Annotated in this window: 25 protein-coding genes and 1 pseudogene; 16 read left to right on the top strand and 10 right to left on the bottom strand. The window is 74.0% G+C overall.

All coding sequences use genetic code 11. The annotated features are described in order from the left end of the window. Positions 1-346, top strand: a pseudogene (locus AB4039_RS18310) (hypothetical protein); the annotation flags it as partial. Positions 347-417: 71 nt separating this feature from the next. Here AB4039_RS18310 and AB4039_RS18305 read toward each other — a convergent pair. Continuing rightward, a complete protein-coding gene (locus tag AB4039_RS18305) occupies positions 418-1,248 on the bottom strand; it encodes a hypothetical protein (RefSeq protein WP_442271207.1) in 831 nt (276 codons plus the stop codon). 108 nt (positions 1,249-1,356) lie between these two features. On the opposite strand from AB4039_RS18305, the gene AB4039_RS18300 reads away from it, so the two are divergent. Both AB4039_RS18300 and AB4039_RS18295 read left to right on the top strand, forming a co-directional pair. Then, positions 1,357-1,680 carry a DMT family transporter gene (locus tag AB4039_RS18300; protein ID WP_266838393.1) on the top strand — a complete coding sequence of 108 codons (324 nt, stop codon included), beginning with the start codon at positions 1,357-1,359 and terminating at the stop codon, positions 1,678-1,680. Next, positions 1,680-2,225, top strand: coding sequence for a TetR family transcriptional regulator (locus AB4039_RS18295; RefSeq protein ID WP_266838392.1), 546 nt, complete (start codon positions 1,680-1,682; stop codon positions 2,223-2,225). Before AB4039_RS18300 ends, AB4039_RS18295 begins: the two co-directional genes overlap by 1 nt. Before the next feature lie 158 nt (positions 2,226-2,383). Here the strand turns inward: AB4039_RS18295 and AB4039_RS18290 are convergent, their stop codons facing one another. Then, the gene (locus AB4039_RS18290) at positions 2,384-3,259 is read right to left on the bottom strand and encodes a winged helix-turn-helix transcriptional regulator (protein ID WP_442271206.1); all 876 of its coding nucleotides are present in this window, start codon (positions 3,257-3,259) and stop codon (positions 2,384-2,386) included. A gap of 94 nt (positions 3,260-3,353) precedes the next feature. On the opposite strand from AB4039_RS18290, the gene AB4039_RS18285 reads away from it, so the two are divergent. The 3 genes from AB4039_RS18285 (at position 3,354) to AB4039_RS18275 (ending at position 6,398) form a co-directional block, all read left to right on the top strand. Then, positions 3,354-4,583: an MFS transporter gene (locus tag AB4039_RS18285; RefSeq protein ID WP_442271209.1), complete on the top strand. Its 1,230-nt coding sequence runs from the start codon at positions 3,354-3,356 to the stop codon at positions 4,581-4,583. 9 nt (positions 4,584-4,592) lie between these two features. Beyond that, positions 4,593-5,573: a 2,3,4,5-tetrahydropyridine-2,6-dicarboxylate N-succinyltransferase gene (dapD, locus tag AB4039_RS18280; RefSeq protein WP_266838390.1), complete on the top strand. Its 981-nt coding sequence runs from the start codon at positions 4,593-4,595 to the stop codon at positions 5,571-5,573. Positions 5,574-5,852: 279 nt separating this feature from the next. Further along, a complete protein-coding gene (locus AB4039_RS18275) occupies positions 5,853-6,398 on the top strand; it encodes a hypothetical protein (RefSeq protein WP_442271205.1) in 546 nt (181 codons plus the stop codon). A gap of 28 nt (positions 6,399-6,426) precedes the next feature. Here AB4039_RS18275 and AB4039_RS18270 read toward each other — a convergent pair whose 3' ends face one another. The 3 genes from AB4039_RS18270 to AB4039_RS18260 all read right to left on the bottom strand — a co-directional run bounded on the left by AB4039_RS18270 (position 6,427) and on the right by AB4039_RS18260 (position 9,303). Beyond that, positions 6,427-6,681 carry a hypothetical protein gene (locus tag AB4039_RS18270; protein WP_266838388.1) on the bottom strand — a complete coding sequence of 85 codons (255 nt, stop codon included), beginning with the start codon at positions 6,679-6,681 and terminating at the stop codon, positions 6,427-6,429. Between the two features lie 251 nt (positions 6,682-6,932). Beyond that, positions 6,933-7,295 (bottom strand): GNAT family N-acetyltransferase, encoded by a 363-nt coding sequence (locus tag AB4039_RS18265; RefSeq protein WP_442271204.1) that lies wholly within the window; start codon positions 7,293-7,295, stop codon positions 6,933-6,935. A 166-nt stretch (positions 7,296-7,461) separates the two neighbouring features. Further along, positions 7,462-9,303, bottom strand: a complete 1,842-nt coding sequence (locus AB4039_RS18260) for an endonuclease/exonuclease/phosphatase family protein (RefSeq protein WP_266838386.1) — start codon at positions 9,301-9,303, stop codon at positions 7,462-7,464. A gap of 382 nt (positions 9,304-9,685) precedes the next feature. Here AB4039_RS18260 and AB4039_RS18255 point away from each other — a divergent pair, with 382 nt between their 5' ends. Continuing rightward, complete coding sequence (locus tag AB4039_RS18255; protein ID WP_266838385.1) at positions 9,686-11,164, top strand: hypothetical protein; 1,479 nt, start codon at positions 9,686-9,688, stop codon at positions 11,162-11,164. A 301-nt stretch (positions 11,165-11,465) separates the two neighbouring features. Next, positions 11,466-12,914, top strand: a complete 1,449-nt coding sequence (locus tag AB4039_RS18250) for an alkaline phosphatase PhoX (RefSeq protein WP_266838384.1) — start codon at positions 11,466-11,468, stop codon at positions 12,912-12,914. Between the two features lie 73 nt (positions 12,915-12,987). Here the strand turns inward: AB4039_RS18250 and AB4039_RS18245 are convergent, their stop codons facing one another. The 4 genes from AB4039_RS18245 to AB4039_RS18230 form a co-directional block, all read right to left on the bottom strand. After that, a complete protein-coding gene (locus AB4039_RS18245; protein WP_266838383.1) occupies positions 12,988-13,164 on the bottom strand; it encodes a hypothetical protein in 177 nt (58 codons plus the stop codon). Between the two features lie 112 nt (positions 13,165-13,276). Then, the gene (locus AB4039_RS18240; protein WP_266841545.1) at positions 13,277-14,542 is read right to left on the bottom strand and encodes a TerD family protein; all 1,266 of its coding nucleotides are present in this window, start codon (positions 14,540-14,542) and stop codon (positions 13,277-13,279) included. Between the two features lie 75 nt (positions 14,543-14,617). Next, positions 14,618-14,839 (bottom strand): hypothetical protein, encoded by a 222-nt coding sequence (locus tag AB4039_RS18235; protein ID WP_266838382.1) that lies wholly within the window; start codon positions 14,837-14,839, stop codon positions 14,618-14,620. 85 nt (positions 14,840-14,924) lie between these two features. Further along, the gene (locus AB4039_RS18230) at positions 14,925-16,469 is read right to left on the bottom strand and encodes an aldehyde dehydrogenase (NADP(+)) (protein WP_442271203.1); all 1,545 of its coding nucleotides are present in this window, start codon (positions 16,467-16,469) and stop codon (positions 14,925-14,927) included. A gap of 137 nt (positions 16,470-16,606) precedes the next feature. On the opposite strand from AB4039_RS18230, the gene AB4039_RS18225 reads away from it, so the two are divergent. The 8 genes from AB4039_RS18225 (at position 16,607) to AB4039_RS18190 (ending at position 24,915) form a co-directional block, all read left to right on the top strand. Continuing rightward, positions 16,607-17,443, top strand: a complete 837-nt coding sequence (locus AB4039_RS18225) for an IclR family transcriptional regulator (protein WP_442271202.1) — start codon at positions 16,607-16,609, stop codon at positions 17,441-17,443. A 161-nt stretch (positions 17,444-17,604) separates the two neighbouring features. Continuing rightward, positions 17,605-18,588, top strand: a complete 984-nt coding sequence (locus AB4039_RS18220) for a hypothetical protein (RefSeq protein WP_442271201.1) — start codon at positions 17,605-17,607, stop codon at positions 18,586-18,588. 200 nt (positions 18,589-18,788) lie between these two features. Next, positions 18,789-20,210: a sensor histidine kinase gene (locus AB4039_RS18215; RefSeq protein ID WP_442271208.1), complete on the top strand. Its 1,422-nt coding sequence runs from the start codon at positions 18,789-18,791 to the stop codon at positions 20,208-20,210. Continuing rightward, complete coding sequence (locus tag AB4039_RS18210) at positions 20,207-20,872, top strand: response regulator (RefSeq protein ID WP_266838377.1); 666 nt, start codon at positions 20,207-20,209, stop codon at positions 20,870-20,872. The genes AB4039_RS18215 and AB4039_RS18210 overlap by 4 nt, the downstream gene beginning before the upstream one ends. Positions 20,873-20,934: 62 nt before the next feature. Continuing rightward, entirely contained in the window at positions 20,935-22,383 is a 1,449-nt protein-coding gene (locus AB4039_RS18205; protein WP_266838376.1) for a peptidoglycan D,D-transpeptidase FtsI family protein, read from the top strand. 64 nt (positions 22,384-22,447) lie between these two features. Further along, positions 22,448-22,939: a GNAT family N-acetyltransferase gene (locus AB4039_RS18200; protein ID WP_442271200.1), complete on the top strand. Its 492-nt coding sequence runs from the start codon at positions 22,448-22,450 to the stop codon at positions 22,937-22,939. A gap of 68 nt (positions 22,940-23,007) precedes the next feature. Beyond that, complete coding sequence (locus AB4039_RS18195; protein WP_442271199.1) at positions 23,008-23,715, top strand: DsbA family oxidoreductase; 708 nt, start codon at positions 23,008-23,010, stop codon at positions 23,713-23,715. Between the two features lie 132 nt (positions 23,716-23,847). Next, entirely contained in the window at positions 23,848-24,915 is a 1,068-nt protein-coding gene (locus tag AB4039_RS18190) for an aminotransferase class V-fold PLP-dependent enzyme (RefSeq protein ID WP_442271198.1), read from the top strand. Positions 24,916-25,009: 94 nt separating this feature from the next. Here AB4039_RS18190 and AB4039_RS18185 read toward each other — a convergent pair whose 3' ends face one another. After that, a complete protein-coding gene (locus AB4039_RS18185; protein ID WP_266838372.1) occupies positions 25,010-26,080 on the bottom strand; it encodes an aminotransferase class V-fold PLP-dependent enzyme in 1,071 nt (356 codons plus the stop codon). Between the last annotated feature and the right edge of the window lie 18 nt (positions 26,081-26,098).

Below are 26,098 nucleotides of genomic sequence, written 5' to 3'. Positions count from 1 at the left end.
GGACCTCGGCGGCCTCGCGGTCCGTGACATCCGCAAGAACGCCGCCGGCCAGTACCTGATCCTGGCCGGTTCCTGGGCCGCCGACGACAACTCCGACCCCTACGCCCTCTACCAGTGGGACGGGATCCCCGGCCACGCCCCGCGCAAGCGCGCCGACCTGCCGACCGGCGACCCCGGCGGCTGGGAGGCCATCGTGAACGTGCCCGACCTGACGGTCCCCGGGGCCCGGGTGCAGCTGATCACCGACAGCGGATCGGCCGACCTCTACGGCGACGGCACCGAAGCCAAGGACCTGACGCACCCGGAGTGGAAGAAGGCACGGGCCGCCTGGTTCACGCTGTCCTAGGGCTGGTTCGCCTCCGGGGCGCCGATGCCCCTTCGGCTCAGCCGCCCGTGCGGGCTGCGGGCAGGGGGGCGCTACGGCGCGGCTTCGGAGGTGAGGGCTTCCGCCAGGTGTTCCCGGCGGATCCGCCGGTCGACGTAGAGGAGCCCCGCCGGGAGCTGCGGGAAGACCGGCAGCAGGACCAGGGCCGCCAGGACGCCCGGCAGCCCCAGCCACGCGGGCAGGGCGTACCCGGCCGTGACGGTGAGGGCCACGGCCGGGGCCGTCCAGGCGAAGGTCCGCCACCAGGCACCCCGCACCAGCCGGGCCGAACGCCGCAGGGCCCCCACCGGGTCGAGCCCCTCGTACCCGGCGGCGGTGGGCGCCAGCGAGAACAGCACGCCCAGCCACAGGGCGACCGGAGCCAGGGGCAGCAGCACCGTCGGCGGCAGCCCCGCAGCGAGGGCGGCCGCGGCCGGGCCCGCCGCTGCCGCCAGCGCCAGCAGCTGGGCGCCGAGGACCCTCGGGATCCGCGCCAGCGCGGCCCGCAGCAGCCCGGGCGCGGTGACGGCGCGGCCGAGCACCGCCGGGCGCAGCAGGACCGCGATCAGGGCGGTGGCCAGCGCGCAGGTGAAGACCAGGAACAGGGCCGCCGCCGGGAACAGCACCCAGACGAAGACCCGGCTGCCGGAACGGGGGCTGAGCGAGACCACCGTGGCCGCTCCGGCCGCCGCGGTGACCAGCAGGGCCGCCGCGAGCTGCCCGAGGAACAGTGCCGCGCACAGCCGGCCGCCGTAGCGCGAGAGGGCGGCGACGGCGCCCCCGAGGATGTCGCCGGGTCCGAGCGGGCGCAGCGGTACCACGCCCGGCCGGGGTCGTTGTAGGGGCAGCCAGCCGCCGCCCCGGTGGGTCCATTGCCGCTCCATGCGCGGGCCCCCTGTCCCCCTGAGGGGGACACCGTAGCCCCGAACCGCGCGGGTGTCCCGGGGTCTGCGTGTGTACACATGTACGCATCGATGTGTACTGTTGTACGCATGCCGTACGTACTGCTTGCGGCGGCCATAGCCGCCGAGGTCGCCGGGACCACCGCGATGAAGTACAGCGAGGGGTTCACCAGGCTCTGGCCCTCGCTGGGGACACTGCTGGGCTACGTGGTGGCCTTCAGCCTGCTCGCGCAGACGCTCAGATCGATGTCGGTCGGCACGGCGTACGCGATCTGGGCCGGAGTCGGCACCGCCGCCATCGCCGCCATCGGCATGGTGTTCATGGGGGAGGCCGCCACCGCGGCGAAACTCGCCGGGATCGCCCTGATCATCGCCGGGGTGGTCCTGCTGAACCTCGGCGGAGCGGCCCACTGATGGCCGCGGGAGCGCGCCGGTACGACCCGGAGCGGCGGCAGCGGATCATCGACGCCGCGATCCGGGTGGTGGGGGCCAAGGGGATCGCGGGGTTGAGCCACCGCAGCGCCGCGGCCGAGGCGGACGTGCCGCTGGGCTCGACGACCTACCACTTCAAGAGCCTGGACGATCTGCTGGTGGCGGCCCTCCGGCAGGCCAACGAGGCCTACGAGCCCGCGTTCGCGCCGCGCGGGGGCGAGGACCTGGCGGACGCCCTGGCCCGGCTGCTGGGGGAGGTCCTGGCGGCGGACCGGGGGCGGGCGGAGCTGGAGTACGAGCTCTACCTGGCCGCCCTGCGCCGGCCCGCGCTGCGGCCGGTCGCGGCCGAGTGGCTGGAGTCGGTGGCCGACGCGCTCGCGGAACACACCGATCCGGTGACGGCGCGGGCGCTGGTGGCCGTGATGGACGGCATCTGCCTCCAGGTCCTGCTGACGGACTCCCCGTACGAGGAGGCGTACGCCCGCGAGATCCTCGCCCGGGTCCTGGGCCTGCCGCGCCGGCCGTGAGCGGCGCGGTCCACCGGCGGGGCGCCGTGGCCCGGGGCGCCACGGCCCGGCGCGCCTCGTTCGCCGTCCGCCGCGCGAGGGCGGACGGCGCTTCGGCCTGCGGGATGTGAGCCGTCGTCATGGGCGGCGCGATGAGCCGTGCCGCAGGCCGCTGCCGTTCAGGGTGCGGAGCGGACCGCCTCCAGGGCCGCGGCGACGCTCTCCTCGATGTCCCGGATCGGGTAGAACACCTCGCGCACCGTGCGCTCCCGGTCCACGACCAGCGTCAGCCGCTTCAGCCGGCTCACCCCGCCCGCGCGGAAGGTCGGCAGCCGCAGGGCCGTCACCAGGTCCAGTTCCGCGTCCGAGAGGAGCGGGAAGCGCAGCCGCTCGTGCTCCGCGAACTCCCGCTGCTCGTCCGGGCGCTGGGTCGAGACCCCGTGGACGGTGGCGCCGGCGGCGGTGAACTCCGCGAGCTGGTCGCGGAAGGTGCACGACTCCAGCGTGCACCCCTTCGCGCCGGGGATCCCGGCCCAGCCGGGCGGGTAGGACTCGCTCCGGGCGTACGCGCCGGGGAAGCAGTACAGGACGGTGAACGGCGTGTCCGCCACCGGGTCGCGGGACTCGCCGAAACGGTCCGGCAGCAGCAGCTCCGGCAGTCGGGTGCCGCGCAGCGCGTGCACCCGTGCGGCCTCCTTCGAGGACTCCTCGGTCGTCGCCGTCATCTCTCCCTCTCCCAGGATCCAGGCGTCGCCCCAGTCCTGGAGGGCGACCAGGACCGGGAGCAGGCCCCGTCCGCGCGGGGTCAGCCGGTATTCGTGCCGCACCGGGCGTTCCTGGTACGGCGTGCGCGTCAGCACCCCGGCCTCGACGAGCAGCTTCAGCCGCTCGGCGAGCACCTTGCGGGACATGCCCAGCTCGCCCTGGAGCTCGTCGAAGCGGTGCAGACCGCGCGCGGTGTCGCGCACGATCAGCAGCGTCCACCAGTCGCCCACGACGTCGAGGGCCTGGGCGATGGAACAGTCCGCGTCACCGAGGTGTGTGCGCTGGGCCATGGCACTCCTTTGTCCGTTGACCCCAGGCTGTCATGCTGACATAGTCCGTTCCTAAAGGGAACTTACTCGATGGACGTGGGGGGACACGGGTGTGCTGCAGGGGCTCAAGGACGTACCGAAGGTCGTGTGGCTGCTGGCTGCGGGGATCTTCGTCAACGCCGTCGCCAGTTTCACCGTCGTCTTCGTCTTCCTCTACCTGACCGGCCCGCGCGGCCTCGATGCCACCGGGGCGGGCCTGGTCGTCGGCATCGGCGGCATCGGCCTGGTCGCGGGCAACTTCACCGGCGGCTGGTACGGCGACCGCTTCGGCCACCGCCGGGTGCTGCTCGCCGCCTCGGCCCTCGGCGGATCGGCCCTCGTCGCCCTGCCGGCGGTCCCCACCCTTCTGCTGGCACTCCTGCTGCCGCTCGCCCAGTACGCCTCCGGGGTGATCCGCGCCGCCAACTCCGCGCTGGTCGCCGTCACCGTGCCGGAAGGCTCCCGCCGCCAGGCCTTCGCCGTCACCCGCTGCCTGTCCAACGGCGGCTTCGCGGTGGGCGGCCCCCTCGGATCCCTCATCGCGACCGGTCTCTCCTACGACTGGCTCTTCGTCGCGGACGGCCTCGGCACCCTCCTCTTCGCCCTCTGGACCGCCCGGGTCGTCCCGGCCCGGGCCGCCACCGCCCCTCCCGCGGCCCCGGACGGGGGTCTGGGCCGCGGGGGGCTGTGGCGCGAGCTGCGTGTGCGGCCCGCCGTACTGGTCCTGCTCGGTGCGATCGCCGTCATCGACGTCGTCTACCGGCAGCACCTGACGACCTTCCCCGTCTACCTCGCCGACCACGGTCTGGGCACCCGCGCGTACGGATGGCTCATCGGGGTCAACTGCGGCGTCATCCTGCTCCTGGAGATCCCCGCCGCCCTCGCCCTGCGCCGGCGCTCCCCGCTGCGCGTCATCGGCAGCGGGCTGGTGCTGGTGGGCGCCGGCTACGCGACGCTGACGGCGGGGGTCGGCACCGCGACGGCCGTGGCGATGATGCTGCTGCTCACCCTCGGGGAGATCCTCTACAAGACCACCGCCACGGCGTACGTCGCCGACGAGTCGCCCGAGCACGCCGTCGGCCGGTTCCAGAGCCTGTACGCGGGTGTCTCCATCAGCGGGTTCGTCCTCGCCGCGCCCCTCGGAGGAGCCGTGTACGACACCGCGCCGGACCTGCTGTGGCCGCTGTGCGCGGCGCTCGGCGCGGCTGCCGGGGGGATCGTGCTGGTCACGGGTGCGCGGGAGGCGCGGCGACGCGTACGACCGGCACATGAGACCGGTTCGCGACCGAAGGCCGTCGCCGGTTAGGTTTCGGATATGACTGCTACGCGTACCACCGGCGCCGTCGCCGCCGGACTTGCCACCATCGCCGCCGACGGCACCGTCCTCGACACCTGGTTCCCCGCCCCCGAGCTGGTCGCCGAGCCCGGCCCGGCAGGCACCGCGCGCCTCACCGCCGAGCAGGCCGTGGAGCTCCTCGGCGCGGCCGCGGCCAAGGCCATCCGCTCGGACGCGGTCCGCGGCGTCGAGGTCGTAGCCGTCCGCACCGCCATCGCCTCCCTGGAGGACAAGCCGCTGGACGCGCACGACGCGTACCTGCGCCTGCACCTGCTCAGCCACCGCCTGGTCAAGCCGCACGGCCAGAACCTCGACGGCCTCTTCGGCCTGCTGGCCAACGTCGCCTGGACCTCGCTGGGTCCGGTCCCGGTCGACCAGGTCGAGACCGTCCGCCTGAACGCCCGCGCCGAGGGCCTGCACCTCCAGGTCACCTCGATCGACAAGTTCCCCCGCATGACCGACTACGTCGCCCCCAAGGGCGTGCGCATCGCCGACGCCGACCGCGTCCGCCTCGGCGCGCACCTCGCCGAGGGCACCACCGTCATGCACGAGGGCTTCGTCAACTTCAACGCCGGCACCCTCGGCACCTCCATGGTCGAGGGCCGGATCTCGGCGGGCGTCGTGGTCGGCGACGGCTCCGACATCGGCGGCGGCGCGTCCACCATGGGCACCCTCTCGGGCGGCGGCAAGCAGATCATCTCGATCGGCGAGCGCACCCTGATCGGCGCCGAGGCGGGCGTGGGCATCGCCCTGGGCGACGAGTGCGTCGTCGAGGCCGGCCTCTACGTGACCGCGGGCACCCGCGTGACCCTGCCGGACGGCGAGATCGTCAAGGCCCTGGAGCTCTCGGGCGCCGACAACATCCTCTTCCGCCGCAACTCGGTCACCGGCGCCGTCGAGGCCCGCCCCTACAAGGCGGCCTGGGGCGGCCTGAACGAGGTTCTGCACAGCCACAACTGACGCCCGACCGCCCTCACCTGCGGCTGAGCAACCGACCAACGCCCTGACCAGCGGCTGGCCGCCACCGGTCGTCAACGTTGATCACCAACGAGCGCCCTCCCACGGCCCCGCGCGGGCTCGGGAGGGCGCCCGCGTTCCGGCTCCGTCGATGCCGCACGGGCCCGTGCGCGAAGCCGTTCACCCGCCTCCACGCGCCGTCGGAGGCTCCGCGGGGAAGTGCTCAGGGGCCGGACACGGCGCGACCGCGTCGACGGTGGAGCCCGGCCCTACCCTCGACCCATGGATGCATTATGGACGGCCCTCATAGCCGCCGGCGCGGCCGTCGTGGCCAGCGCGACCACGGGTTGGTTCACCTCCCAAGCCGCCAAGACGCAGGCGCTCTTGAGCCGTGAGGCGCAACTCGCGCAGCTCCGGCACGCACAGACCGAGCAGAGGTACCGGCAGCGCCGGGCGGCCTACGCGGAGTTCGCGAAGGCCGCCGGCATCCTGCACAGCAGGGTGGGGGACATGGTCGCCGTCGCGGGGGATCCCGACGCGTTCGCGCTCCTGCTGGACGAGGCGCGTACGGAGCGGGCCGTGCTGATGAGCGCGATGCACGTGGCGTTCCTGGAAGGACCCGCGGACGTGGGGGCGGCGGTCCGTGAGCTCTACGAGACCGTGAACGGATTCTGGAGCGCGGCCCGCCGGCTTCACGAAGCCGTGTGTTCGGGTGACCCGGACCGTGCCGAGGAGCACAKGGAGCTGATGAACCGGTGCCGTGTCGCGGCCCGGCGCAGCCGCGACGCCTTTGTGGAGGCGGTGCAGGAGGCCATGGCGCCGGGCTGACGGAGCGTGCGAGGCCCGGAGCGCCGCGTCAGTGCAGGGGGATCGTGCGGATCAGGCCCGCGAAGGCCTGCTCCTCCGCCTCCGTCAGCTCCACCGATTCCATGGGGTGCGCGCCGGCGGTGCGCTGGGCCGGGATGGCGGGCAGGCCGTCGTGGGCGCCCGGCTCGGGGTGGGGGGAGCGGCTGTCCCACAGCATGTGGCCGAGGCCGAGGACCCAGACGAGCGCCGCCACGAGCAGCACGGCCAGGCCGATTTCCTGGGCGGGGGAGATGGAGGGGAGCACGCGGTCCTCCGATGAGTGCGTACGGTGCGAGCCGGTACGGAACCGGGGCGGACGATCGGGCGTGCAGACACTCAACACCACAACCGGCCGAAATCGGGAGGTGTGTGGCGAGCGTCACGCCAGGGGCGAAAGTCCCCTCCCGTGCGGGCCGGGTGGCCGTCGCGGCTCCGGTCGGTGGCCACGGAGTGACCRGCGGCTACGGAGTGACCGGTGGCCACGGTGTACCCGGCGGCTGTGCCTCCGGTACGCCGCTACGGCTCCAGGCGGAGCTTGAACCCCTCGTGGCTGCGCGCGAAGCCGAGGCGCTCGTAGAACCGGTGCGCGGCCGTCCGCCGCTTGTCGCTGGTCAGCTGGACCAGGCCGCAGCCCCGCCCGCGGGCCCGCTCCACCGCCAGACCCATCAGCTCGGCGCCGAGTCCCCCACCGCGCCGGTCGGCGCGGATCCGTACCGCCTCGACCAGCGCCCGCTCCCGCCCGCCCTGACCCAGGCCCGGGATGTAGGTGAGCTGCAGGCAGCCGATCAGCGCGTCCCCGTCCTGGAGGACCAGCAGCTCGTTGCGGGGGTCGGCCTCGATGGCGGCGAAGGCCCGCTCGTGGGCCTCGCAGGCCTCCACCGGGACCGGCTCGGTGGTTCGGTCCCCCGCCCCGCCGCCCCGCCGGCCAGCAGGGCGAGTACGGCGGGCAGGTCCTGGCGGGTGGCGAGGCGGAAGATCATGACCTTGAGCATGGCAGGGGGCCCGGCCGGGACGGCGGCCGGACCCCCTGCGGTCAGAGGAGGGGCTACGGGCGGAAGCGCAGCACCTGCGGGTCGTGGTCGCTGTTCTGGGCGGAGAACTCGGCGTTGATGTGCACGCTGTCGTACGCGTAGTTCTTGACCCCCGGGCTGACCAGGATCTGGTCCAGCACCTGGGCGTTGCCCTGGTAGACGTAGGAGTAACGTTCCGCCTTCGGCAGCGACTTGATCGCCGAGAACAGCGCCCCGCCGTCCTCCAGCGCCTGCGCGGTGCCGGAGAACTCGAAGTCGTTGATGTCGCCGACGGCCAGGACGGAGGCGTGCTTGTCGGCCGCCAGCAGCTGCTTCACGAACCCGTTCACGGCCTGCGCCTGGAGGAGTCGCTTGGCCTCCGAGGAACGCACCGGGGGCTGGTGGACCGAGGTCAGGCCCTCGTCGCCGCCCTTGGAGGAGAAGTGGTTGGCGATGACGAAGACCGTCTTGCCCTTGAAGACGAACTCGCCGGCCAGCGGCTTGCGGCTGTCGGTCCACGCCGGGTTCGCCGGGTCGATCCGGCCGGGGGAGTGGGTCAGCGCGGCCTTGCCGTTCTCCGTCGTGACCCCGGTCGCCGTCACGGCGTCGCCGGGCGCGCGCTCGGTGAAGGAGACCCGCGCCGGGTTGAAGAGGAACACCTGGCGGATGTTGCCGCCGGGCTCGCCGCCGTCCTTGTCGTTCTCCGGGCTGATCGAACGCCACTGGTAGGCGGGGCCGCCCGCGGCGGCGATGGCCGCCGTGAACTTCGTCAGCGTCTGCTCGGCCGACACGGTGCCGTCGTTCTTGGCGCCGTTGTCGTCCTGGATCTCCTCCAGGGCCAGGATGTCGGGCGAGGCGAGGTTCTCCACGACCGCCTTGGCGAGGTTGTCGAACTTCGTCTGCGGGTCGGTCGGGTCGAGGTTCTCGACGTTGTACGTGGCCACCGCGAGCTCGTTCGCCGCCTGCGGCTTGGTCTTCTCGGGCGCGAGGGTCCCCGCCTTGACGGTGCCCAGGGTGCGGGCGACCAGGGTGTAGCCGCCGAACTGGTTGAAGTCGAGGGGGCCCTCGGTGGTCCCGGTCAGCTTGTCGCCGACGTTGGCCACCGGGAACGGCTGCTGCGCGACCGGCGTGAGCTGCTGGACCTGGAGGCGGCCGGTGTTCTGGGACTCGTACGAGCCGTAGAGCGTCCCGCCGCGCCTGGCGGTGTTCTCCCAGCCCTTCACCGTGACCCACATCTCGCTGTACGGGTCGGTGGCGCCGACCACGCGGGAGGTGCCGATCTTGACGTTCATGCCCTCCAGGGACTCGTAGTAGTCCAGGGCGTAGCGCGAGGGCTCCAGGGTCAGGCCGTTGATGGAGTTGCCGGCGGCCGGGTCGCCCGCCGGGGCGTAGGCGGCCGGTACCGAGTACTCGTTGACGGAGACGGCCTCGGGCAGCGCGTTGCCGGAGGAGACCACCGCGACGGTGGGCTTGGCTATCTGGGTGACCGACTGGTTGCCGGAGTTGACGCCGCCGGGTACGTACTCGCCGACCGTGCCCGAGACCTTGACCGCGTCGCCCACGGCGACGGTCGGGGCGGAGCCGGTGAAGACGAAGATGCCCTCGCTGGTGGCGGGGTTGTCGTCGGCGTCGGGGTCCTGGATCCAGAAGCCGCGCGAGCCGAAGGTGCGAACGCCCGTGACGATGCCCTCGACGCCGGCGACCGGCTTGCCGTTGAGCGGGGATGTCCGGGTGGTGCCCTGGATGTCGTGGATGCGTATCGGATCTGCGGACACGACGCCTTCGGCCGCGCCGGCGGTGCCCGCGAGCAGGCCGGTGGCCAGCGCGGTGGCGACGAGGGCCGCGACGGCGGCGGAACGGGGATGCGAGGAGCGCATGGGCGGGAACTCCGGATGTGTGGAGGAGGGGGACCTCGTGGGCCCCGGTACATCTACGCGCGTCAATTTCCTGTGTGACCAGGGAAGTTGTCAAGGCCTCCAGGGAAGACAAGAGTTGGCTGTGGGATGAACCAAAGAAGAGGGCCCGTCGGGGCTGCCCGAATTGCGTCTACCCTGGTACGCCGTACCAGGCATGACGGCCCGTCCGCAGCGTCTCCCGGCGCCGTCTTCCCGCATCGTCCGCACGACCCCCGCCCCGCCGCACCGCGTCACCCGTCGCACACCGCGTCCCCCGCCGGACCGCATCACCGCCCGACCGTCCCGCCGTACTGCGCGTCCCGTCCGAACCGCTCTACGCATCCCGCCCGAGGAGAACCACCGCATGTCCGCAGAGCCGCACCCCACGCTGCCGCCGGTACGGCTGCACTCCGATGCGGAGCTGGCCCGCGACGCCCTCGTCGCCCCGCTGTTCGCCCGCGCCGTACGCCTCGCCCGCTGGGCCGGCCCCGACACCCGTGTCGACGTCGGCGGCGAACTCGTTCCCCGGCAGCTGGCCGAGGCCGTGGCACTGCTCGGCCTCGACGCCGACGACGAGGACAGCCCCGGCCACGCGGCCCAGGCCTGGCGGGTCGCCGTGGACACCGGCCTGGTCGACGTGACGGAGCCGGAGGAGGACGTCGAGGGCGGCGGCGACGGCGGCGAGCCCGAGTACGGCACCGCCGCCCCCGGGGAGGACCTCGCCCTGGTCGCCGGCGGCGCGCCCGGCGACGTGCTCGACCTGTGGCTCGCGGCCCTGGACGCCGTCCTCGCCGACGCCGCCGTGCCCGACCTCGACGACCTCGTCGACGCCCTGGACGCGGGCGGCGAGATCGACTTCGACCGGCTCGACTGGAACCCCCAGCGCGAGGCCGACTTCCTCGACGGGGTCCTCGCCAACCTCTACCTGCTCACCGTCACCGAGGGCGGCGCGGGCGACGGCCCGGTGCCGCTTCCGGTGCTCGCCGCCTCGATGATCGTGCCCGACGACATGGGCGACCCCACCGATGCGGTCCTGGAGCAGGTCTCCGACGCGATGATGCGCCTCGACGACCAGTTCCGGCAGCTGGAGCCCATCGGACTGGTGGAGTTCCGCCCCGTCGACGAGGAGCTGATGACGGAGGCCGACGACCTCCCCGACACCGGCGTCGAGGACGACGAGGACGTGTCCCGCTACGGGATGGTCCGGCTGACCCCGCTCGGCCTGTACGGCGTCCGCGCCCGCATGCTGGAGGCCGGGGTCGAGGCCCCCGCCCTCGGCGAACTCGCCGACAAGGGCGCCGACGCCCTGCTCGACGCGGTCTCCTTCTACTCCGAGGAAGCGGCGCAGGCCGAGATCGAGCAGTGGCTGGCGGGGCGTGAGCTGCCCGCCGCGGTCGCCGAGCTGCTCGCCGCGGCCCGCGGCGCCGACGAGGCCGCCCCGCTGCGCCGGCTGCGCTGCCAGCAGGCACTGACCCCGGCCGGGCGGGAGGCCGAGCCGGCCGTCCGGGCCGTGCTGGACGACCCCGAGCTCGGCGGGCTCGCCCGGGTCTGGCTCGCCGAGCACGGGGTGGCGGACGTACCGGCACCGGACCCGGAGATGGTGCTGTGGCTGACGGTCGACACCATCGCCGCGCAGCTCGCCGCGGACGGGGAGACCGAGGAGCTGCTGCTGCTGATGCGGACGCTGACCGAGCACCACAGCGAGTTCTTCGAGCAGGCGTGGCGGGTCGAGCACCCCGCGACGGCGTACGTGCTGGAGGCCATGGGGCGGCTCCACCCCGACAAGAAGTCCTCGAAGGAGGCGCGCAAGGCCGCGTTCAAGGCCCGCTCCCGCCGGCCCTGACCGCTCCCGCCGGCCCTGACCGGTCCGGCCGGGTCAGGGCCGGGACGCGGGCGCTGACCGGCGGCGGGCATCGTCGGGCGCCCGGGGGCTCCGGCCGGTCCGGGGTCCCGGCCGGTCTCCGGGGTCCGGGCCCCGCCGGCGCGCAACCAGCCGTTCGAGTGGCCGGAGTACGCCATTCCGGCCACCGGCAAGGGGTCGGCTCCGCTTTCGGGGTAGTTCAGCCGCCGTTCACGTACGGGCGGGAGCGTGTGCGCCGACGACCGTACGTCAGGCGCACCACCTCCCCACCCCTGGAGACCCGATGCCCCTCAGCCGCAGAGACTTCACCGCCCGTACCGTCATCGCCGGAGCGGGTGTCGCCCTCACCGGAACGGTCGGCGCCCTGGCCACCGCCCCCGGGGCACTGGCCGCCGACGACGGCCCCGGCGCGAACGGGCACGACGAGCACGGCCGCCCCCACGGCCCCGGCTACGGCCCGCTCCTGCCGGACCCCGCCGGACTCCTCGCGCTCCCGGCCGGGTTCACCTACCGCGTGATCACCCACAGCGGTGTCACCACCCTCGACTCCGGCGAGAGCACCCCGTCCAACCACGACGGGACGGCCGCGTTCGAGGGACACCGCGGGGTCACCCTCCTGGTCAACAACCACGAGCTGAAGGGGCCGCGCGCGAACTGGGCGCACCCCGTCCCGCTCACCGACGGCCTGGTCTACGATCCGGCCGCGGCCGGCGGCTGCACCGTCGTCGAGGTCCGGCGCGGCGGCGAGGTCGCCGAATGGGTGGGCATCGCCGGTACGTCGACCAACTGCGCCGGCGGGGCCACCCCCTGGGACACCTGGCTGACCTGCGAGGAGACCGAGGACCTGGCCGGCAAGAACGGCATGACCAAGGACCACGGCTACGTCTTCGAGGTCGACCCCGACGACCGCCGGGCCAACCGCGACCCCAAGCCGGTCAAGGCCTTCGGACGGTACGCCCACGAGGCCGTGGTCATCGACCCGCGCCAGGGCCACGCCTACCTGACCGAGGACGCCTCCGGCCCCAACGGGCTGCTCTACCGCTGGACCCCGCCGCAGGGCTTCCGGCACGGGCGCGGCAGGCTCCGTACGCTCGCGGCCGACGCCGGGGTGCTCGCGGCCGCCAAGTGCTTCGACTCCTCCGGCCGGTTCGTGGACGACCTCTCGCGCGCCACGAAGACCGGCACCGTGTACGGGGTCGACTGGGTGGCGGTCGCCGACCGCGACGCGCGGACCGTCTCGGTGCGCAAGCAGTTCGCCGCGGGCGCCGTGACCCGGGCGCGCAAGCTGGAGGGGATGTGGTGGGCCGACGGGGGCGCGTACTTCGTGTCCTCCTACGCGCGGGAGGAGAGCCCGGGCGCCGCGCACGACGGCCAGGTGTGGTTCTACGACCCGAAGCGGCGCACCATCCGCCTCGTCGTCCTGATCGGGGTGAACACCGACCCGGGGGCGGAGGGCGGCTACGACGGCCCCGACAACATCACCGTGTCGCCGTACGGCGGGCTGGTCATCGCCGAGGACGGCAACGGTCTGCAGCACCTGCTCGGGGCGACCGAGTCGGGCCGGGTCTACCCGCTGGCGCGCAACGAGCTGAACATCGGCACCGCAGAGGCGCCCGAGTACTCGGAGTTCACCGGGGTCTGCTTCTCCCCGGACGGCCGCACCCTGTACGCCAACATCCAGGAGCCCGGCATCATGCTGGCCGTCACCGGCCCCTGGCGGCGCGACCGCTGAGGCAGGGCGCGGCCGCCGACGCCGTACGGCTGGACCGCGGACGCCGTGGGACTCCGCCCGTCCGGGCGGGGCCTCACCGGTCCGCGCAGACCTCCGCACGGGAGGCCGCGGCCCACTCCTCCAGCAGGAACTCGTACGCGTCCGAGGGCCACTCCCCGTCCACCCGGGTCTCGACAAGCAGCCGTATCGCCTCGTTCGCCTCGGCGGCGGACGGGCGCGCGGGGCCAGCGGGCCGGAGTGTGTTCTGCATGGGTTCAAGGCTACGGGCGGGCACTGACAGCCACCTCCGGATTACGCGTGGCATCCATCACCCGGCGGCGCTTCCCCGAGTGACCGGTCGCGTCATGTGCCCGCCCACCTGCTCAGAGTGCCTGCGAGGCGGGCTTGACCATGCCGCGCACTGTGCGGGACTTCACAAAGTCGCCGATGGCCGTCATCTCCCATTCCCCGGAGAACTGCTTGATCAACTTGGCCATCATGACCCCGGTCTGCGGCTCGGCGCTCGTGAGGTCGAAGCGCACCAGCTCCTCGCCGCTCGCCGCGTCGATGAGCCGGCAGTAGGCCTTGGCGACCTCGGTGAACTTCTGGCCGGAGAAGGAGTTCACCGTGAAGACCAGGCCGGTGGCCTCGGCGGGCAGCCGGCCGAGGTCCACGACGATCACCTCGTCGTCCCCGGCGCCCTCGCCGGTGAGGTTGTCGCCCGAGTGCTTGATCGCGCCGCCCAGGATGGACAGCTTGCCGAAGTAGCAGCTGTCGATGTGGTTGCGCTGCGGGCCGTAGGCGATGACGGAGGCGTCGAGGTCGATGTCGGCGCCGCGGAACGCGGGCTCCCAGCCGAGGCCCATCTTGACCTGGGAGAGCAGCGGGCGGCCGCCCTTGACCAGGGAGACCGTCTGGTTCTTCTGGAGGCTGACCCGGCCCTTGTCGAGGTTGATCTTCCCGGCGCCGGTCGGGGCGGTGGCGGGCGCGGTCGGCGGAGCGGCGGGTGTCGCGGCCGGCGGCGCGGCGGGTGTCGCGGACCGGTCGGCGGCCGGACCGCCGAGCCAGGGGGAGACCGGGTGCGAGACCGCGGGGGCGGGAGGGGCCGGGGGCATCGGCGGGGCGACGGGAGCCGCGGCCGCGGGGGCGGCCGGTTCCTCGTCCACGGAGACCCCGAAGTCGGTCGCGATGCCGGCGAGGCCGTTGGCGTACCCCTGGCCGACCGCGCGGACCTTCCACACGCCGCCGCGCTGGTAGACCTCGACGACCACGAGGGCGGTCTCCGGGCCCAGCCGCGGCGGGGTGAAGGTGGCGATCACCGCGCCGGACGCCGAGTCCCGCACGGTGGCGGTGGGCTCGATGCCCTGGAAGGTCTGCCCGGCGGCATCGGGGCTGGCCGTGACCACGATGCGTTCGATGCCGGAGGGCAGCGCGCCGGTGTCCACGGTGATGGAGTCCGGCGCCGCCCCGCCGCCGGACCGGTAGCTGACACCGGGCCCGGACGGCTGGTTGTAGAAGATGAAATCGGCGTCGGAACGCACCTTGCCGTCCGCCGCGAGGAGGAGGCCCGACACGTCGAGCCGCACCGGGGCGGCCACGTCCACCGTCACGCTGACGGTGTTGAGCGGCAGGTTGGAACCAGGGGTCATAGCGGTCATGCCCGGAGAACGACCGGAGCCGCTTTGCCGTTCCCTTACCCTCGCGGGAGATTCCCGGAGGAGGGGTCAGCGCCGGTTGCGGGGGTGGTCGCGGGCCGTGCGCTCGTTGCCGAACTTGTACGAGCCCGTCCAGCGGGCCATCACCAGCTGGGAGTCACCGGACTCCACCTCTGCCAGGAACCTGTCGGCCCGGCCACCGCGCAGGGTGCCCGCGGCGCGGCCCTGGTGCGTGATGACGACGGTGCGGTCGTGGCGTACCTCGTACGTGAACCCGTGCGGCTTCGGCATGCGCGCAGCCTGCCCCGCCGACGGCGGGGCAGGCAACGGATTTGGCGGCCCCGGCCAGGCCCGGGACGCGCCCGCGGCCGTGGGCTCAGCGCTCCCCTCCGGTCACCCGGCGGGGTACTCCCAGGGGATTGGCCTCGCGCAGCTCCGGCGGGAGCAGCGCGTCCGGGACGGACTGGTAGGCCACCGGGCGCAGCCAGCGCTCGATCGCCGTGGCGCCGACGGAGGTGGAGTGGGAGGTGGCCGCCGGGTAGGGGCCGCCGTGGTGCTGGGCCGGGGCCACCGCGACCCCGGTCGGCCAGCCGTTCACCACGATCCGCCCGGCCAGCTCCGTGACCTGCCCGATCAGTTCGGCGGCCGACGGGGAGCCGGCCGGGCCCGGGGCGCCCTCGGTCTCGGCGGCGGACAGGTGGAGGGTGRCGCTCAGGTTGCCGCCGAGCCGGGCCAGCACCTCGGTCGCCTCGCGCGGGTCGGCGTAGCGGACGACGACCGTCACCGGGCCGAAGCACTCCTCCAGGAGCACCTCGTGGGGGCCGCCCTCCAGGAGGGTCGCGGCCCGGACGCTCAGGTAGCCCGCGCCCACGGAGTGCTCCCCGCCGGGGCCCGGGAGGACGGGGGCCGTGACGCCGGGCAGCGCGGCCCGCTCGCGGACGCCGGCGAGGAAGTTCTCCCGCATCCGGTGGTCCAGCAGCACCCCCGGTCCGGTCTCCCCGAGGGACTTCGCGAGCGTGCCGGCGAGCCGGTCGCCGTCGGGGCCCTCGGGGACCAGGACCAGGCCCGGCTTGACGCAGAACTGGCCCACCCCGAGGGTGACCGCGCCCGCGAGGCCGCCACCGATCTCCTCGGCGCCCTCGGCGGCGGCCGCCGGGGTGATCACGACGGGGTTGAGGGAGCCGAGTTCGCCGTGGAAGGGGATGGGGACCGGCCGGGCCGCGGCCGCGTCGAACAGGGCCCGGCCGCCCCGCAGGGAGCCGGTGAACCCGGCGGCGGTGACGAGGGGGTGGCGGACCAGCTCCAGCCCGGCGTCGAAGCCGTGCACGACGTGGACCACCTCGGGCGGCAGCCCGCTCGCGCCCGCGGCCCGGCGCAGCAGCGCGGCGCACAGCTCGGAGGTGGCCGGGTGGTCGGGGTGGGCCTTGACGACCACGGGGCAGCCGGCGGCGAGGGCGCTGGCGGTGTCCCCGCCGGGGACGGAGAAGGCGAGCGGGAAGTTGGAGGCGGCGTAGACGGCGACCACGCCCAGCGGCACCTTGTACCGGCGCAGTTCGGGGCGCGGCGGGGTGAGCGTGGCGTCGGCGCGGTCGATGCGGACGTCGAGGTGGGAGCCCTCCTCGACGGCGTCCGCGAAGGCCCGCAGCTGGCCGGTGGTGCGGGCGAGTTCGCCGGTGAGGCGGGCCGGGCCGAGCGCGGTCTCGGCGTCGGCGGTCTCGACGACCAGGGGGCCGGCCTCGTCGAGCAGGTCGGCGGCGGTGCGCAGGAAGGCGGCGCGGGCGGTGCGGTCGGCCAGGGCGGCGCGGGCGGAGTGGGCCGCGCGGACGGCCAGGTCCACGTCCCGGGGCGTCGCTTCGGTGGTGACCTCTTCGCGCTGCTTCCCGGTGCGGGGGTCCACACTCCAGACTGGTGTCGCTGCCATCGCCCGCTGCCTCCTGGATCGTTCAGTATTCTGAACGCTGTTCCGGTGGATGAATGATCACTTCTGCTGCGGACTCTATTTCCGCGTCCATCGCGTGACAAGAGGCGATCAGAGCCGACCAGAGGGGAAGCAGGCGCATGGCGACAGCCGAGACGGGTGAGATTGGCAGGACAGCCGAGACGAGTGAGACCAGCGGGACGGTTGAGACGGGGGAGGCGGCCGGGGCGGCGCCGGTGAAGTCGGCGGTGCGCACGGTGCTGCTGCTGGAGCACTTCGCGGCCCGGCCGGGACTGCACAGTCTCGCCGACATCCAGAACGACCTCTCCCTGCCCAAGTCCAGCCTCTACATGCTGCTGCGCACCCTGGTGAACCTGGGCTGGGTGGAGACGGACGCCACCGGCACCCGGTACGGCATCGGCGTACGGGCCCTGCTCGTCGGCAGCTCGTACATCGACGGGGACGAGGTGGTGGCGGCGGCCCGCCCCACCCTGGACCGGCTCTCGGACGACACCACCGAGACCATCCACCTGGCCCGGATGGACGGGACGAGCGTGGTGTACCTCGCGACCCGGCAGTCCCAGCACTACCTGCGGCCCTTCACCCGGGTCGGGCGGCGGCTGCCGGTGCACTCGACCGCGCTCGGCAAGGCGCTGCTGGCCACGCACACCGACGAGGAGGTGCGCAGGCTGCTGCCCCGGAGGCTGGAGGCGGTCACGCAGCACACCATCACCGACCGGGAGCGACTGGTCGAGGAGCTGGCGCTGGTGCGGGAGCAGGGGTACGCGGTGGACCGCGAGGAGAACACCCTCGGGCTGCGCTGCTTCGGGGTGGCCGTGCCGTACCGGACGCCGGCGCGGGACGCGGTGAGCTGCTCGGTGCCGGTGGCGCGGCTGACGCCGGGGCACGAACAGCTGATCAAGGCCGCGCTGTTCGAGGCGCGGGACCGGCTGTCGGTGGTGACGCGGCGGATGTGAGCGGGCCCCGGGGTGGACGGTCGCCCGGGTGGTGGCGTGCGGTAGGGGGCGTGCGGCGTGCGGTGGTGCGCTGCGGAGGTGTGGGTTCCTCCCCCGGGTGGGGGAGACGGATCACCTTCGTGGGGGAGGTGGCGGGGCGCCGCGCACGGGACCGTTGGGACATGACCACACGAGCGGCGCGGGCAACGACTCCGACGCGGCCGACGGCTCCCCACCCGGGGGCCGGACGGCGGATCCTGGCAGGCGCGGCCCTGGCCGCCACCCTGCCGTACCTCACCCTCAAGGCGGCCTGGCTGTCCGGGAGCCATCTCGGCATACCGGAGGGCAGCATCCTGCTGAAGCCCGGGCTGTTCTTCACGGCGGCCAACTCCGTGACGCTGGCGATGGACGCCTGCGTGATCCTGCTCGTGCTGGTGCTCACCCAGCCCTGGGGCATGCGGGTCCCGTCCTGGCTGCTGACCCTGCCGGTCTTCGTCGCCACCGGGCTGCTCACCCCGATCGTCCTCGGCTATCCCTCCCAACTCCTCGTCAAGGCCCTGGGCATGGGCGCGGACGAGCAGGTCCGGGCCGTTTCGAAGCCCTTCCTGGAACCCTGGGTGTTCGCGGTCGTCTACAGCGGCTTCATCATCCAGGCGGTCGCCCTGGCCGGATTGTTCGTCCCCTACGCGCGCAAGCGCTGGGGCGGCCTCTGGCAGGGCGCGGCCGGCCGGCGGCTCCCGTCTCCCACGGGGGTGGTGGCGGGAGCCGCGGCGGTGTGCGCCGGAGCCGTGGGCGCGGCGCACCTGTACTGGGCCTTCGGGGGAAGCGCCGGGCTCTCCGCGCACCAGGCCGCGGTGTACTCGGCGGAGACGGGAGTGGTGGCCGCGGCCCACGCGGTCTGCGCGTTCGCGGCCGCCGCGGGGGCGCTGCTGCTGGCCCGCGGCGGGACGGGCCGGGCGGACCTGCGGCTGGCCCTCGCCTGGATCGGCGCGGGCGCGACGTTCAGCTGGGGGACGTGGATGCTGCTCTCGGCCGTGGGGCCGCAGCTCGACTCGGGCGACGGGGCCACTCTGGCGGTCACCCTGACCTACGCTGGCCAGATGATCACCGGGCTGCTCTCGGCCGGCGTCCTCATACGGTTCCTGAGGTCCCGCCGGACCGCCTGAGGGCGGCGCGGACGCCCCAGGTCGGGGACGGAACCCGGGGCCCGCGCCGGAGGCCGGGAACGGAGTGCCGGGGGACGGTGCGGAGTGGGGCCGTGCGGGGCGGGCGCGAGGCGATCGGGGGAGTGATGAGCGGGTTCGACGGGGCGGGGCCGGGACCGGGGCGTCCGGGGGTGGTGCGCGGGCGGACGCGGCGGGCGCGGGTGCGGGAGTGGGCGGGGTGGGCGCTGGGAGCGCGGGCCCGGCTGCGGTGGGTGCACCAGATACTCGGCGGGGCGCTGCTGATGCCCTACCTCCTGCTCACCCAGGTCGGGGTGGGCATGGCAGCCGGCGGGGTCAATGCGTGGAACTCCCTCGGCCTGACCCTGATCGCCTACGCCGCCGCCCTTCCGCTGGCCGCCGTCACCGGGCTGGTCGGGCTGGTGCGGCCGCTGTCGGTGGCCGCGGCGCGGGCCATGTGCGCGGTGCCGGGCGACACCCTGGCCGAGGGGCAGGCCCGGTCCTGGGCCGCCCGGTGGCGGGCCTCCGCCTGGTGGACGCTGCACCTGGGGGTCGGCGCGGTGGTCAGCGGGGTGAGTCTCGCGGCGCCGCCCATGGCGGTCGTGCTGATCGTGCTGCCGCTCTCGGACACCCTGCGCGGTTCCCACCTCGGGATGGGCCGGCTCAGTACGACGGCCGGGGCGTTCGTGGCCCCCGTGCTCGGGGTGGGGCTGCTGGCCGGGGTCGTCCTCTGCGCCGCCGGGGCGGGTGCGCTGCTGGCCCGGCTCGCGCCCGTGCTGCTGGGCCCGACCGCGGCGGACCGGCTGGCCGCCGCCGAGGAACGGGCGGCCGACCTCGCCGTGCGCAACCGGCTGGCCCGGGAACTGCACGACGCGGTGGGACACGCCCTGAGCGCCGTCACCCTCCAGGCGGGCGCGGCCCGGCGGGTGCTCGACAGCGACCCCGGATTCGTCCGGGAGGCGCTCGCCGCGATCGAGGACACGACCCGGCGCACCGTGGGCGAGCTGGACGCCGTGCTCGGCCTGCTGCGCGACGGCGACCCGGCGCGGGCCGACGCGGCGCCCGCCCCGACCCTGGCAGCCGACCTCGACGGGCTGCTGGCCCGCAGCCGGGCGGGCGGCACCACCATCACCGCCGAGCAGCACCCCGGGCCGGCCGGGGACTGGGCGCAGCTCCCGGCGATCGCCTCGCGCGAGGCGTACCGGATCGTCCAGGAGGGCCTCAGTAACGCCCTGCGCCACGGGGCGGGACCGGTCGCCCTGCGGATCCGGGTCCACACGTCCGACCGTCACCGTGAACTGGAGATCAGCATGACCAACCCGACGGCGCAGTCCCCGGCCCCGCGTGCGGGGGAGGAACGGCGCACCACCGGCGGCCGCGGGCTGCGGGGCGCCGCCGAGCGGGCCGCGCTGCTCGGCGGCCACGTCGAGACCGGTCCGCACGACGGCGGCTGGCGGCTGAGGGCGTCCCTTCCGCTCGGCAGCGTCCCCGACGGGCCGCCGGGCGGCTCCCCCGGCGGTTTCGCCGAGAGGCTCGTCCGGGGGGCTGCCGGGGAGTCACCCGACGGGAACGTGGCCGTGGGGCGGGCCGCGGGCCGCCGCCGGAGCCGGGGGGCCGGGCGATGAGCCGCCCGCCGCTGCGCGTGCTGATCGCCGATGACGAGCGGATGGTCCGTACCGCCCTGCGCGTCATCCTCGACGCCGAACCCGATCTGGAGGTGGTCGGGGAGGCCGCCTCCGGAGCCGAGGCCGTCGGGCTGGTCCGCTCGCTGGCGCCCGACGTGGTGCTGATGGACGTCCGGATGCCGGAGATCGACGGCATCCGGGCCACCGAGCAGATCCTCGCGACCATGGCCGAACCGCCCCGGATCGTGGTCGTCACCACCTTCGAGAACGACGCCTACGTCTACGACGCGCTGCGTGCGGGCGCCTCCGGGTTCCTGCTCAAGCGGGCCGACGCGGACGAGCTGATCGGCGCGGTCCGCCTCGTCGCCCGGGGTGACTCGCTGCTCTTCCCGGCCGCCGTCCGCGCGCTGGCGGCGGCGCACACGGCCGCGGCCGCCGCCGCGGCCCCGGTCTGGGCCTCCCGGCTCACGGAGCGCGAGGCCGACGTCCTGCGCCTGATGGCCTCCGGCCTGTCGAACCACGAGATCAGCGAGCACCTGGGGGTGGGCCCGCAGACCGTCAAGACGCACGTGGCCGGCGTCCTGGCCAAGACCGGCTCCCGCGACCGCACCCAGGCGGTCATCGCCGCCTACGAGGGAGGCTTCATCATGAGGAAAGGCTGAGAACCCCGCCACAATCGGGGCAGAGCGGAACGCACGGGACCGTCCGCGCGTCCTTCAGGGGGATGAACAAGACGATCAGGCGTGCGTCGGTCTTCTGTCTGCTTCTGGTGCTGGCCCTTTTGGTGCGGGTCACCTGGGTGCAGGCATACCAAGGCCAGGCCCTCGCAGACGACAAGAACAACCGGCGCAACCTCATCGGGCAGTACGAGAACCCGTTGGGGAACATCATCGTGGGCGGGCAGGCCATCACCGGCTCCACGAAGACGGGCGGCAAGGACTTCGGGTACAAGAGGACGTACGTCGACGGCCCGCTCTACGCGCCGATCACCGGCTACAGCTCCCAGGCCTACGGCACCACCATGCTGGAGGGCGTCTACAAGAACATCCTCAACGGCTCCGACACCCGGCTCAAGACGGTCATGGACACGCTCACGAACAAGCGGGCCGATCCGGGCAACGTCCTGACGACCATCGACAGGGACGTCCAGAAGGCCACCTACGACGCCCTCCAGGGCAAGCAGGGTGCGGCCGTGGCCATGGACCCGGTGACGGGAGAGATCCTCGCCGTCGTGAACAACCCCTCGTACGACCCGGGCCGGATCACGGGGGCCAATGACGCGGACGCCTGGAAGGAACTGTCCGCCGACCAGGGCAAGGCCATGGAGAACGTGGCGCTGCGCAAGCCGCAGGCCCCCGGTTCCACCTTCAAGCTGGTCACCCTCGCGGCGGCGATCGAGAACGGGCTGGTCACCAGCATCGACGCGCCGACCGGCATCGCGGCCCCGTACACGATCCCGGGCACCCGCACCAACCTGCCCAGCGAGGCGGGCGACGCGGCCTGCAACAACGTCTCGGCGCGCACCGCCCTCAAGCTGTCCTGCAACAACGTCTTCGCCGAGCTGGCCTCCCGGCTGGGCCAGGACAAGATGCGGGCGACGGCCGAGAAGCTCGGGTTCAACGTCCAGATCGACACCCCGGTCCGCACCAACCCGGCGAGCAAGTACCCGACGAAGAAGATCTCCATCGACCAGGTCGCGCAGACGGGTATCGGCCAGTTCGACGTGCAGGCCACCCCGCTCCAGATCGCCATGGTGACCGCCGCCATCGAGAACGGCGGCAAGCTCGTCGCGCCGCACATGGTCTCCGAGGTCACCGACGCCGACGGAAACGTCCTGGAGAGCTTCAAGAACCCGAAGTCGCAGGAGGTCATGAGCGCGAAGACCGCCTCGATGCTCCAGGACGCCATGCGCACGGTGGCCACCGAAGGCGGTGGCAAGCCCGCCCAGGTCGCGGGCGCCGAGGTGGGCGGCAAAACGGGTACCGCCCAGCGCGGCGTGGACAACAACATCCCGCCGCTCGCCTGGTTCACCTCGTACGGCAAGTCGGGCGGCAAGCAGATCGCCGTGGCCGTGATGATCGAGAACTCGGACACCGACCGCTCCGAGATCGGCGGCGGCAGGCTGGCCGCGCCGATCGCCCAGAAGATGATGGCGGCCTGGCTGAAGAAGTAGCGGTCGCACGGGAGAGGACGACGCGCCGGGAACCTAACGGGGTTACCGGCGCGTTCTCCCTCCCATGATCAGGACCGCGCTCCCGACCGACGTCGCCGCCATCGCCGCCCTGCACACCCGGGCGCGCGCCACCTACTACCGGGGCCGCGTCCCGGAGGAGGCGTACAGCGGCGCGGCGGAACTGGCCCGGTCCCGCGAGGGCTGGGCCCGCGCGGTGGGCCGGGCCCAGTCGCAGGGCCGGGTGTTCTGCGCCGAACGGGACGGAGAGGTCACCGGCGTGGCCGCCTACCTCACGGTCGGCGGCGAGACCACCCTCACCCAGCTCCACGTCGACCCGGCCCACTGGCGCCGGGGCATTGGGGCCGCCCTGCACGCCGCCTGCCTCGACGCCTGGCGCCGGGCCGGGATCGAGCGGGTCCGCCTGGAGGTCTACGGGCACAACCTGCGCGCCCAGGCCTTCTACGCCTCCCACGGCTGGCGCCCCGACCCGGCGGACACCCCCTCCGGCACCCACCGCACCCTCTGGCTCCGGGTACCCCGCGCGTCCGGGGAATGAGACGGTCCGATGAATGGTTGAACTGCAAACCGTTTCATCCCCATCAGAACCCGGAGAGAAGAAGGATCATGCGCGTCGAGATCTGGAGCGACATCGCCTGCCCCTGGTGCTACATCGGCAAGGCCCGTTTCACCAAGGGCCTGGCCGCGTTCGCGCACCGCGACGAGGTGGAGGTCGTCTTCCGGTCCTTCGAGCTCGACCCGGGCAGCGTCAAGGGCGTCACCGCCCCCGTGCTGGAGATGCTGGCCCGCAAGTACGGCCGCACCCTGGACGAGGCGCGCGGCATGGAGGAGCACGTCGCGTCGAGCGCCCGCGCCGAAGGGCTGACGTACCGGACCGAGGGCCGCGACCACGGCAACACCTTCGACGTCCACCGCCTGCTGCACCTGGCCGCCGCCCGCGGCCGCCAGGAGGAGCTGCTCGACCTCGCCTACCGGGCCAACTTCGCCGAGGAGCGGTCGGTCTTCGACCCCGAGGTGCTGGTCGAGCTCGCCGTCGAGGCGGGGCTGGACGAGGCGGAGGCCCGGGAGGTCCTCGCCGACGAGTCCGCCTACGCCGACGGGGTCCGGGCCGACGAGCGCGAAGCGGCCGAACTCGGTGCCAACGCCGTGCCGTTCTTCGTGTTCGACCGCCGCTACGGCATCTCCGGAGGCCAGCCGGCCGAGGTGTTCACCCAGGCGCTGGAGCAGGCCTGGGCCGGACGCGAGCCGCTCGGGGCGGACGCCGCAGCCGAGGCCTGCGAGCCGGACGGGGCCTGCGCCGTCCCCCAGGCCTGACCCGGCGGGAGGGGGCGGGGGGCGTCGGCGTCGGCGTACGGCACCCCGCCCCCCTCTACATAAGGCATCCTTTGGGATCGCCTGCATAAAAAGGCAATAGACTTTGAGGTGTTTCTGGCGCAGAGTTGCGCCATGGACGCCACCGATCTTCCCCTCGCCGACCTGTGCCGCGCCGAGTTCGCGCACTCCACCACCTACCTCAACACGGCCACCAGCGGGATCCTCCCGCGCGCGGCCGTGGCCGAGGTGCGCGCGCTCGCCGAGGCCGCCGGGGCCGGACTGCCCGCCGGATTCGGCGACTTCGAGCGCGTGGACCGGGTCCGGGCGGCCTTCGCCCGCCTGGTCGGGGTCGACGCCGGACGGGTGGCCGTCGGCTCCTCCGTCGCCGCACACGTCGGGGTGGTCTCGGCCTCCCTGCCGGCCGGCGCCGAAGTCCTGGTCCCCGAGGGCGACTTCGCCTCCGTCATGAACCCCTTCGTGGTGCGCCGCGACCTCAAGGTCCGCTTCGCCCCGTTGGAGTCCCTCGCCGAAGCCGTGGACGCGGACACCGAGCTGGTCGCGCTGAGCGTCGTCCAGTCCGCCGACGGGCGCACCGCCGACCTCGCCGCGATCCGCGCGGCGACCGCCGCGCACGGCGCACGGATGCTCGTCGACGCGACCCATGCCGCGGGCTGGCTGCCCTTCGACGCCTCGCCCTACGCGTACACGGTCACCGCCGGGTACAAGTGGCTGCTGGGCGGCCGAGGAGCCTCGTACCTCACGGTCTCCGAGGAGGCCCAGCCCGGCCTGGTCCCGCTGCACGCGGGTTGGGTGGCCGCCGAGTCGATGTGGGACGCCACGTACGGCCCGATGCGCCGACTGGCCCGGGACGCGCGCCGGTTCGACGAGTCCCCCGCCTTCCTCGCCTACCACGCCGCCGAGCCCTCGCTCGCGCTGCTGGAGCGCGTCGGCATCGAGGCCGTGCACGCGCACGACACCGCACTGGCCGCCCGTTACCGGGCCGGACTCGCCCGCCTCGGTTACGAACCCGTGCCGGGCGAGGCCCCGATCGTCTCCGTCCCGGGCCTCGCCGGCCACCAGGCGCGGCTCCTCGAAGCCGGAGTGTCCACCGCGGCCCGGGCCGGAGCGCTGCGGGCCTCGTTCCACCTGTACAACACGGAGGCGGACGTCGACCGGCTGCTGGACGTACTGGCCGGCTGACCCCGCCGCCCCGACCCAGCCGCCCCGACCCCGCCGCCCCGACCCCGCCGCCCCGACCCCGTCTCCGAGGCCTCGTCTCCGAGGCCCCGGGTCCCTACCGCCAGGCCGCCGTCGCCGCCGCCAGCGCCGGGGCCGGGTCCGCGGACAGCGCCGAGGCCAGGGCCTTCAGCGCGGCCGCGACCGCTTCGGGCGAGGCCGCGGGGCCGTAGTGGTTGACCCGGACCATCTCCTGGGCCAGGGCCCCGCCGCCCGCCGCGAGCGGGGCCGACGGGTCCGCCGACAGGGCCTTCGCCACCACCAGCGAGGCCTCCGCGACCCGCAGCGTCGTCGCCACCGGCGCCGCCTGTGCCGGGTCGGCGACCCACGGGGCGATGCCGAGTGCCGCCGCGCCCGCCCGGGTGGCGCGGGCGGCGGCCTGGTGGCGGGCCGGCACCCCGGCCGGGCCCTCGGCCGAGATCCGGTCCAGGCAGGCCTCCAGCGCCAGCATCTCCAGCTGCGCGGGCGCGTGCAGCAGGGCCTTGCGCCCCCCGTCGATCCAGCGCTCCTTCCAGTCGAGGAGGGAGAGGTACGAGCGGCGCGGCGCCGCCGGGTTCTGCGCGAACCGGTCCCACGCGCGGTCCGACACCGACACCGCCGAGACCCCCGCCGGGCCGCCCATCGCCTTCTGGGCGCCGATGACGCACAGGTCCACGCCCCACGCGTCCGGCAGCAGCGGCTCGGCGCCCACCGAGGCCACCGCGTCCAGCATGAACAGCGCCCCGTGGGCCCGTACCGCCTCACCGATCTCCGCCACCGGGTTGGTGTTGCCGGTGGCCGCCTCGGCGTGCACCAGCGAGACGAAGTCGATCTCCGGGTGCGCGGCCAGGGCGCGCGCCACCTGCTCGCCGGTGACCGCCGTGTCGAAGGGCACCGCCAGGTCCACCACGTGGGCTCCGGCGTCGCGCAGCCAGTTGCCGAAGGTGGTCCCGTAGGGCCCGGTGACGATGTTCAGCGCCGTCGAACCGGGCCGCGCGCCCGAGCGGATGCAGCCCTCCAGCGGCAGCAGCGCCTCGCCCTGGGTGATCACCACGTCCTGCCGGGTGCCGAGGAGTGCGGCCACTGCCCGCTCGATCGTCGCGAAGCGTTCGGGGGTCAGCGGCGGAAGGTCCAGGAGGGGGTGGGTCACGGCGGTGCTCTCTTCGTC

Origin of the sequence: Streptomyces sp. M-16, assembly GCF_052114405.1 — a bacterium.
Lineage (GTDB): Bacteria > Actinomycetota > Actinomycetes > Streptomycetales > Streptomycetaceae > Streptomyces.
This window is presented reverse-complemented; position numbering and strand designations above follow the sequence as displayed.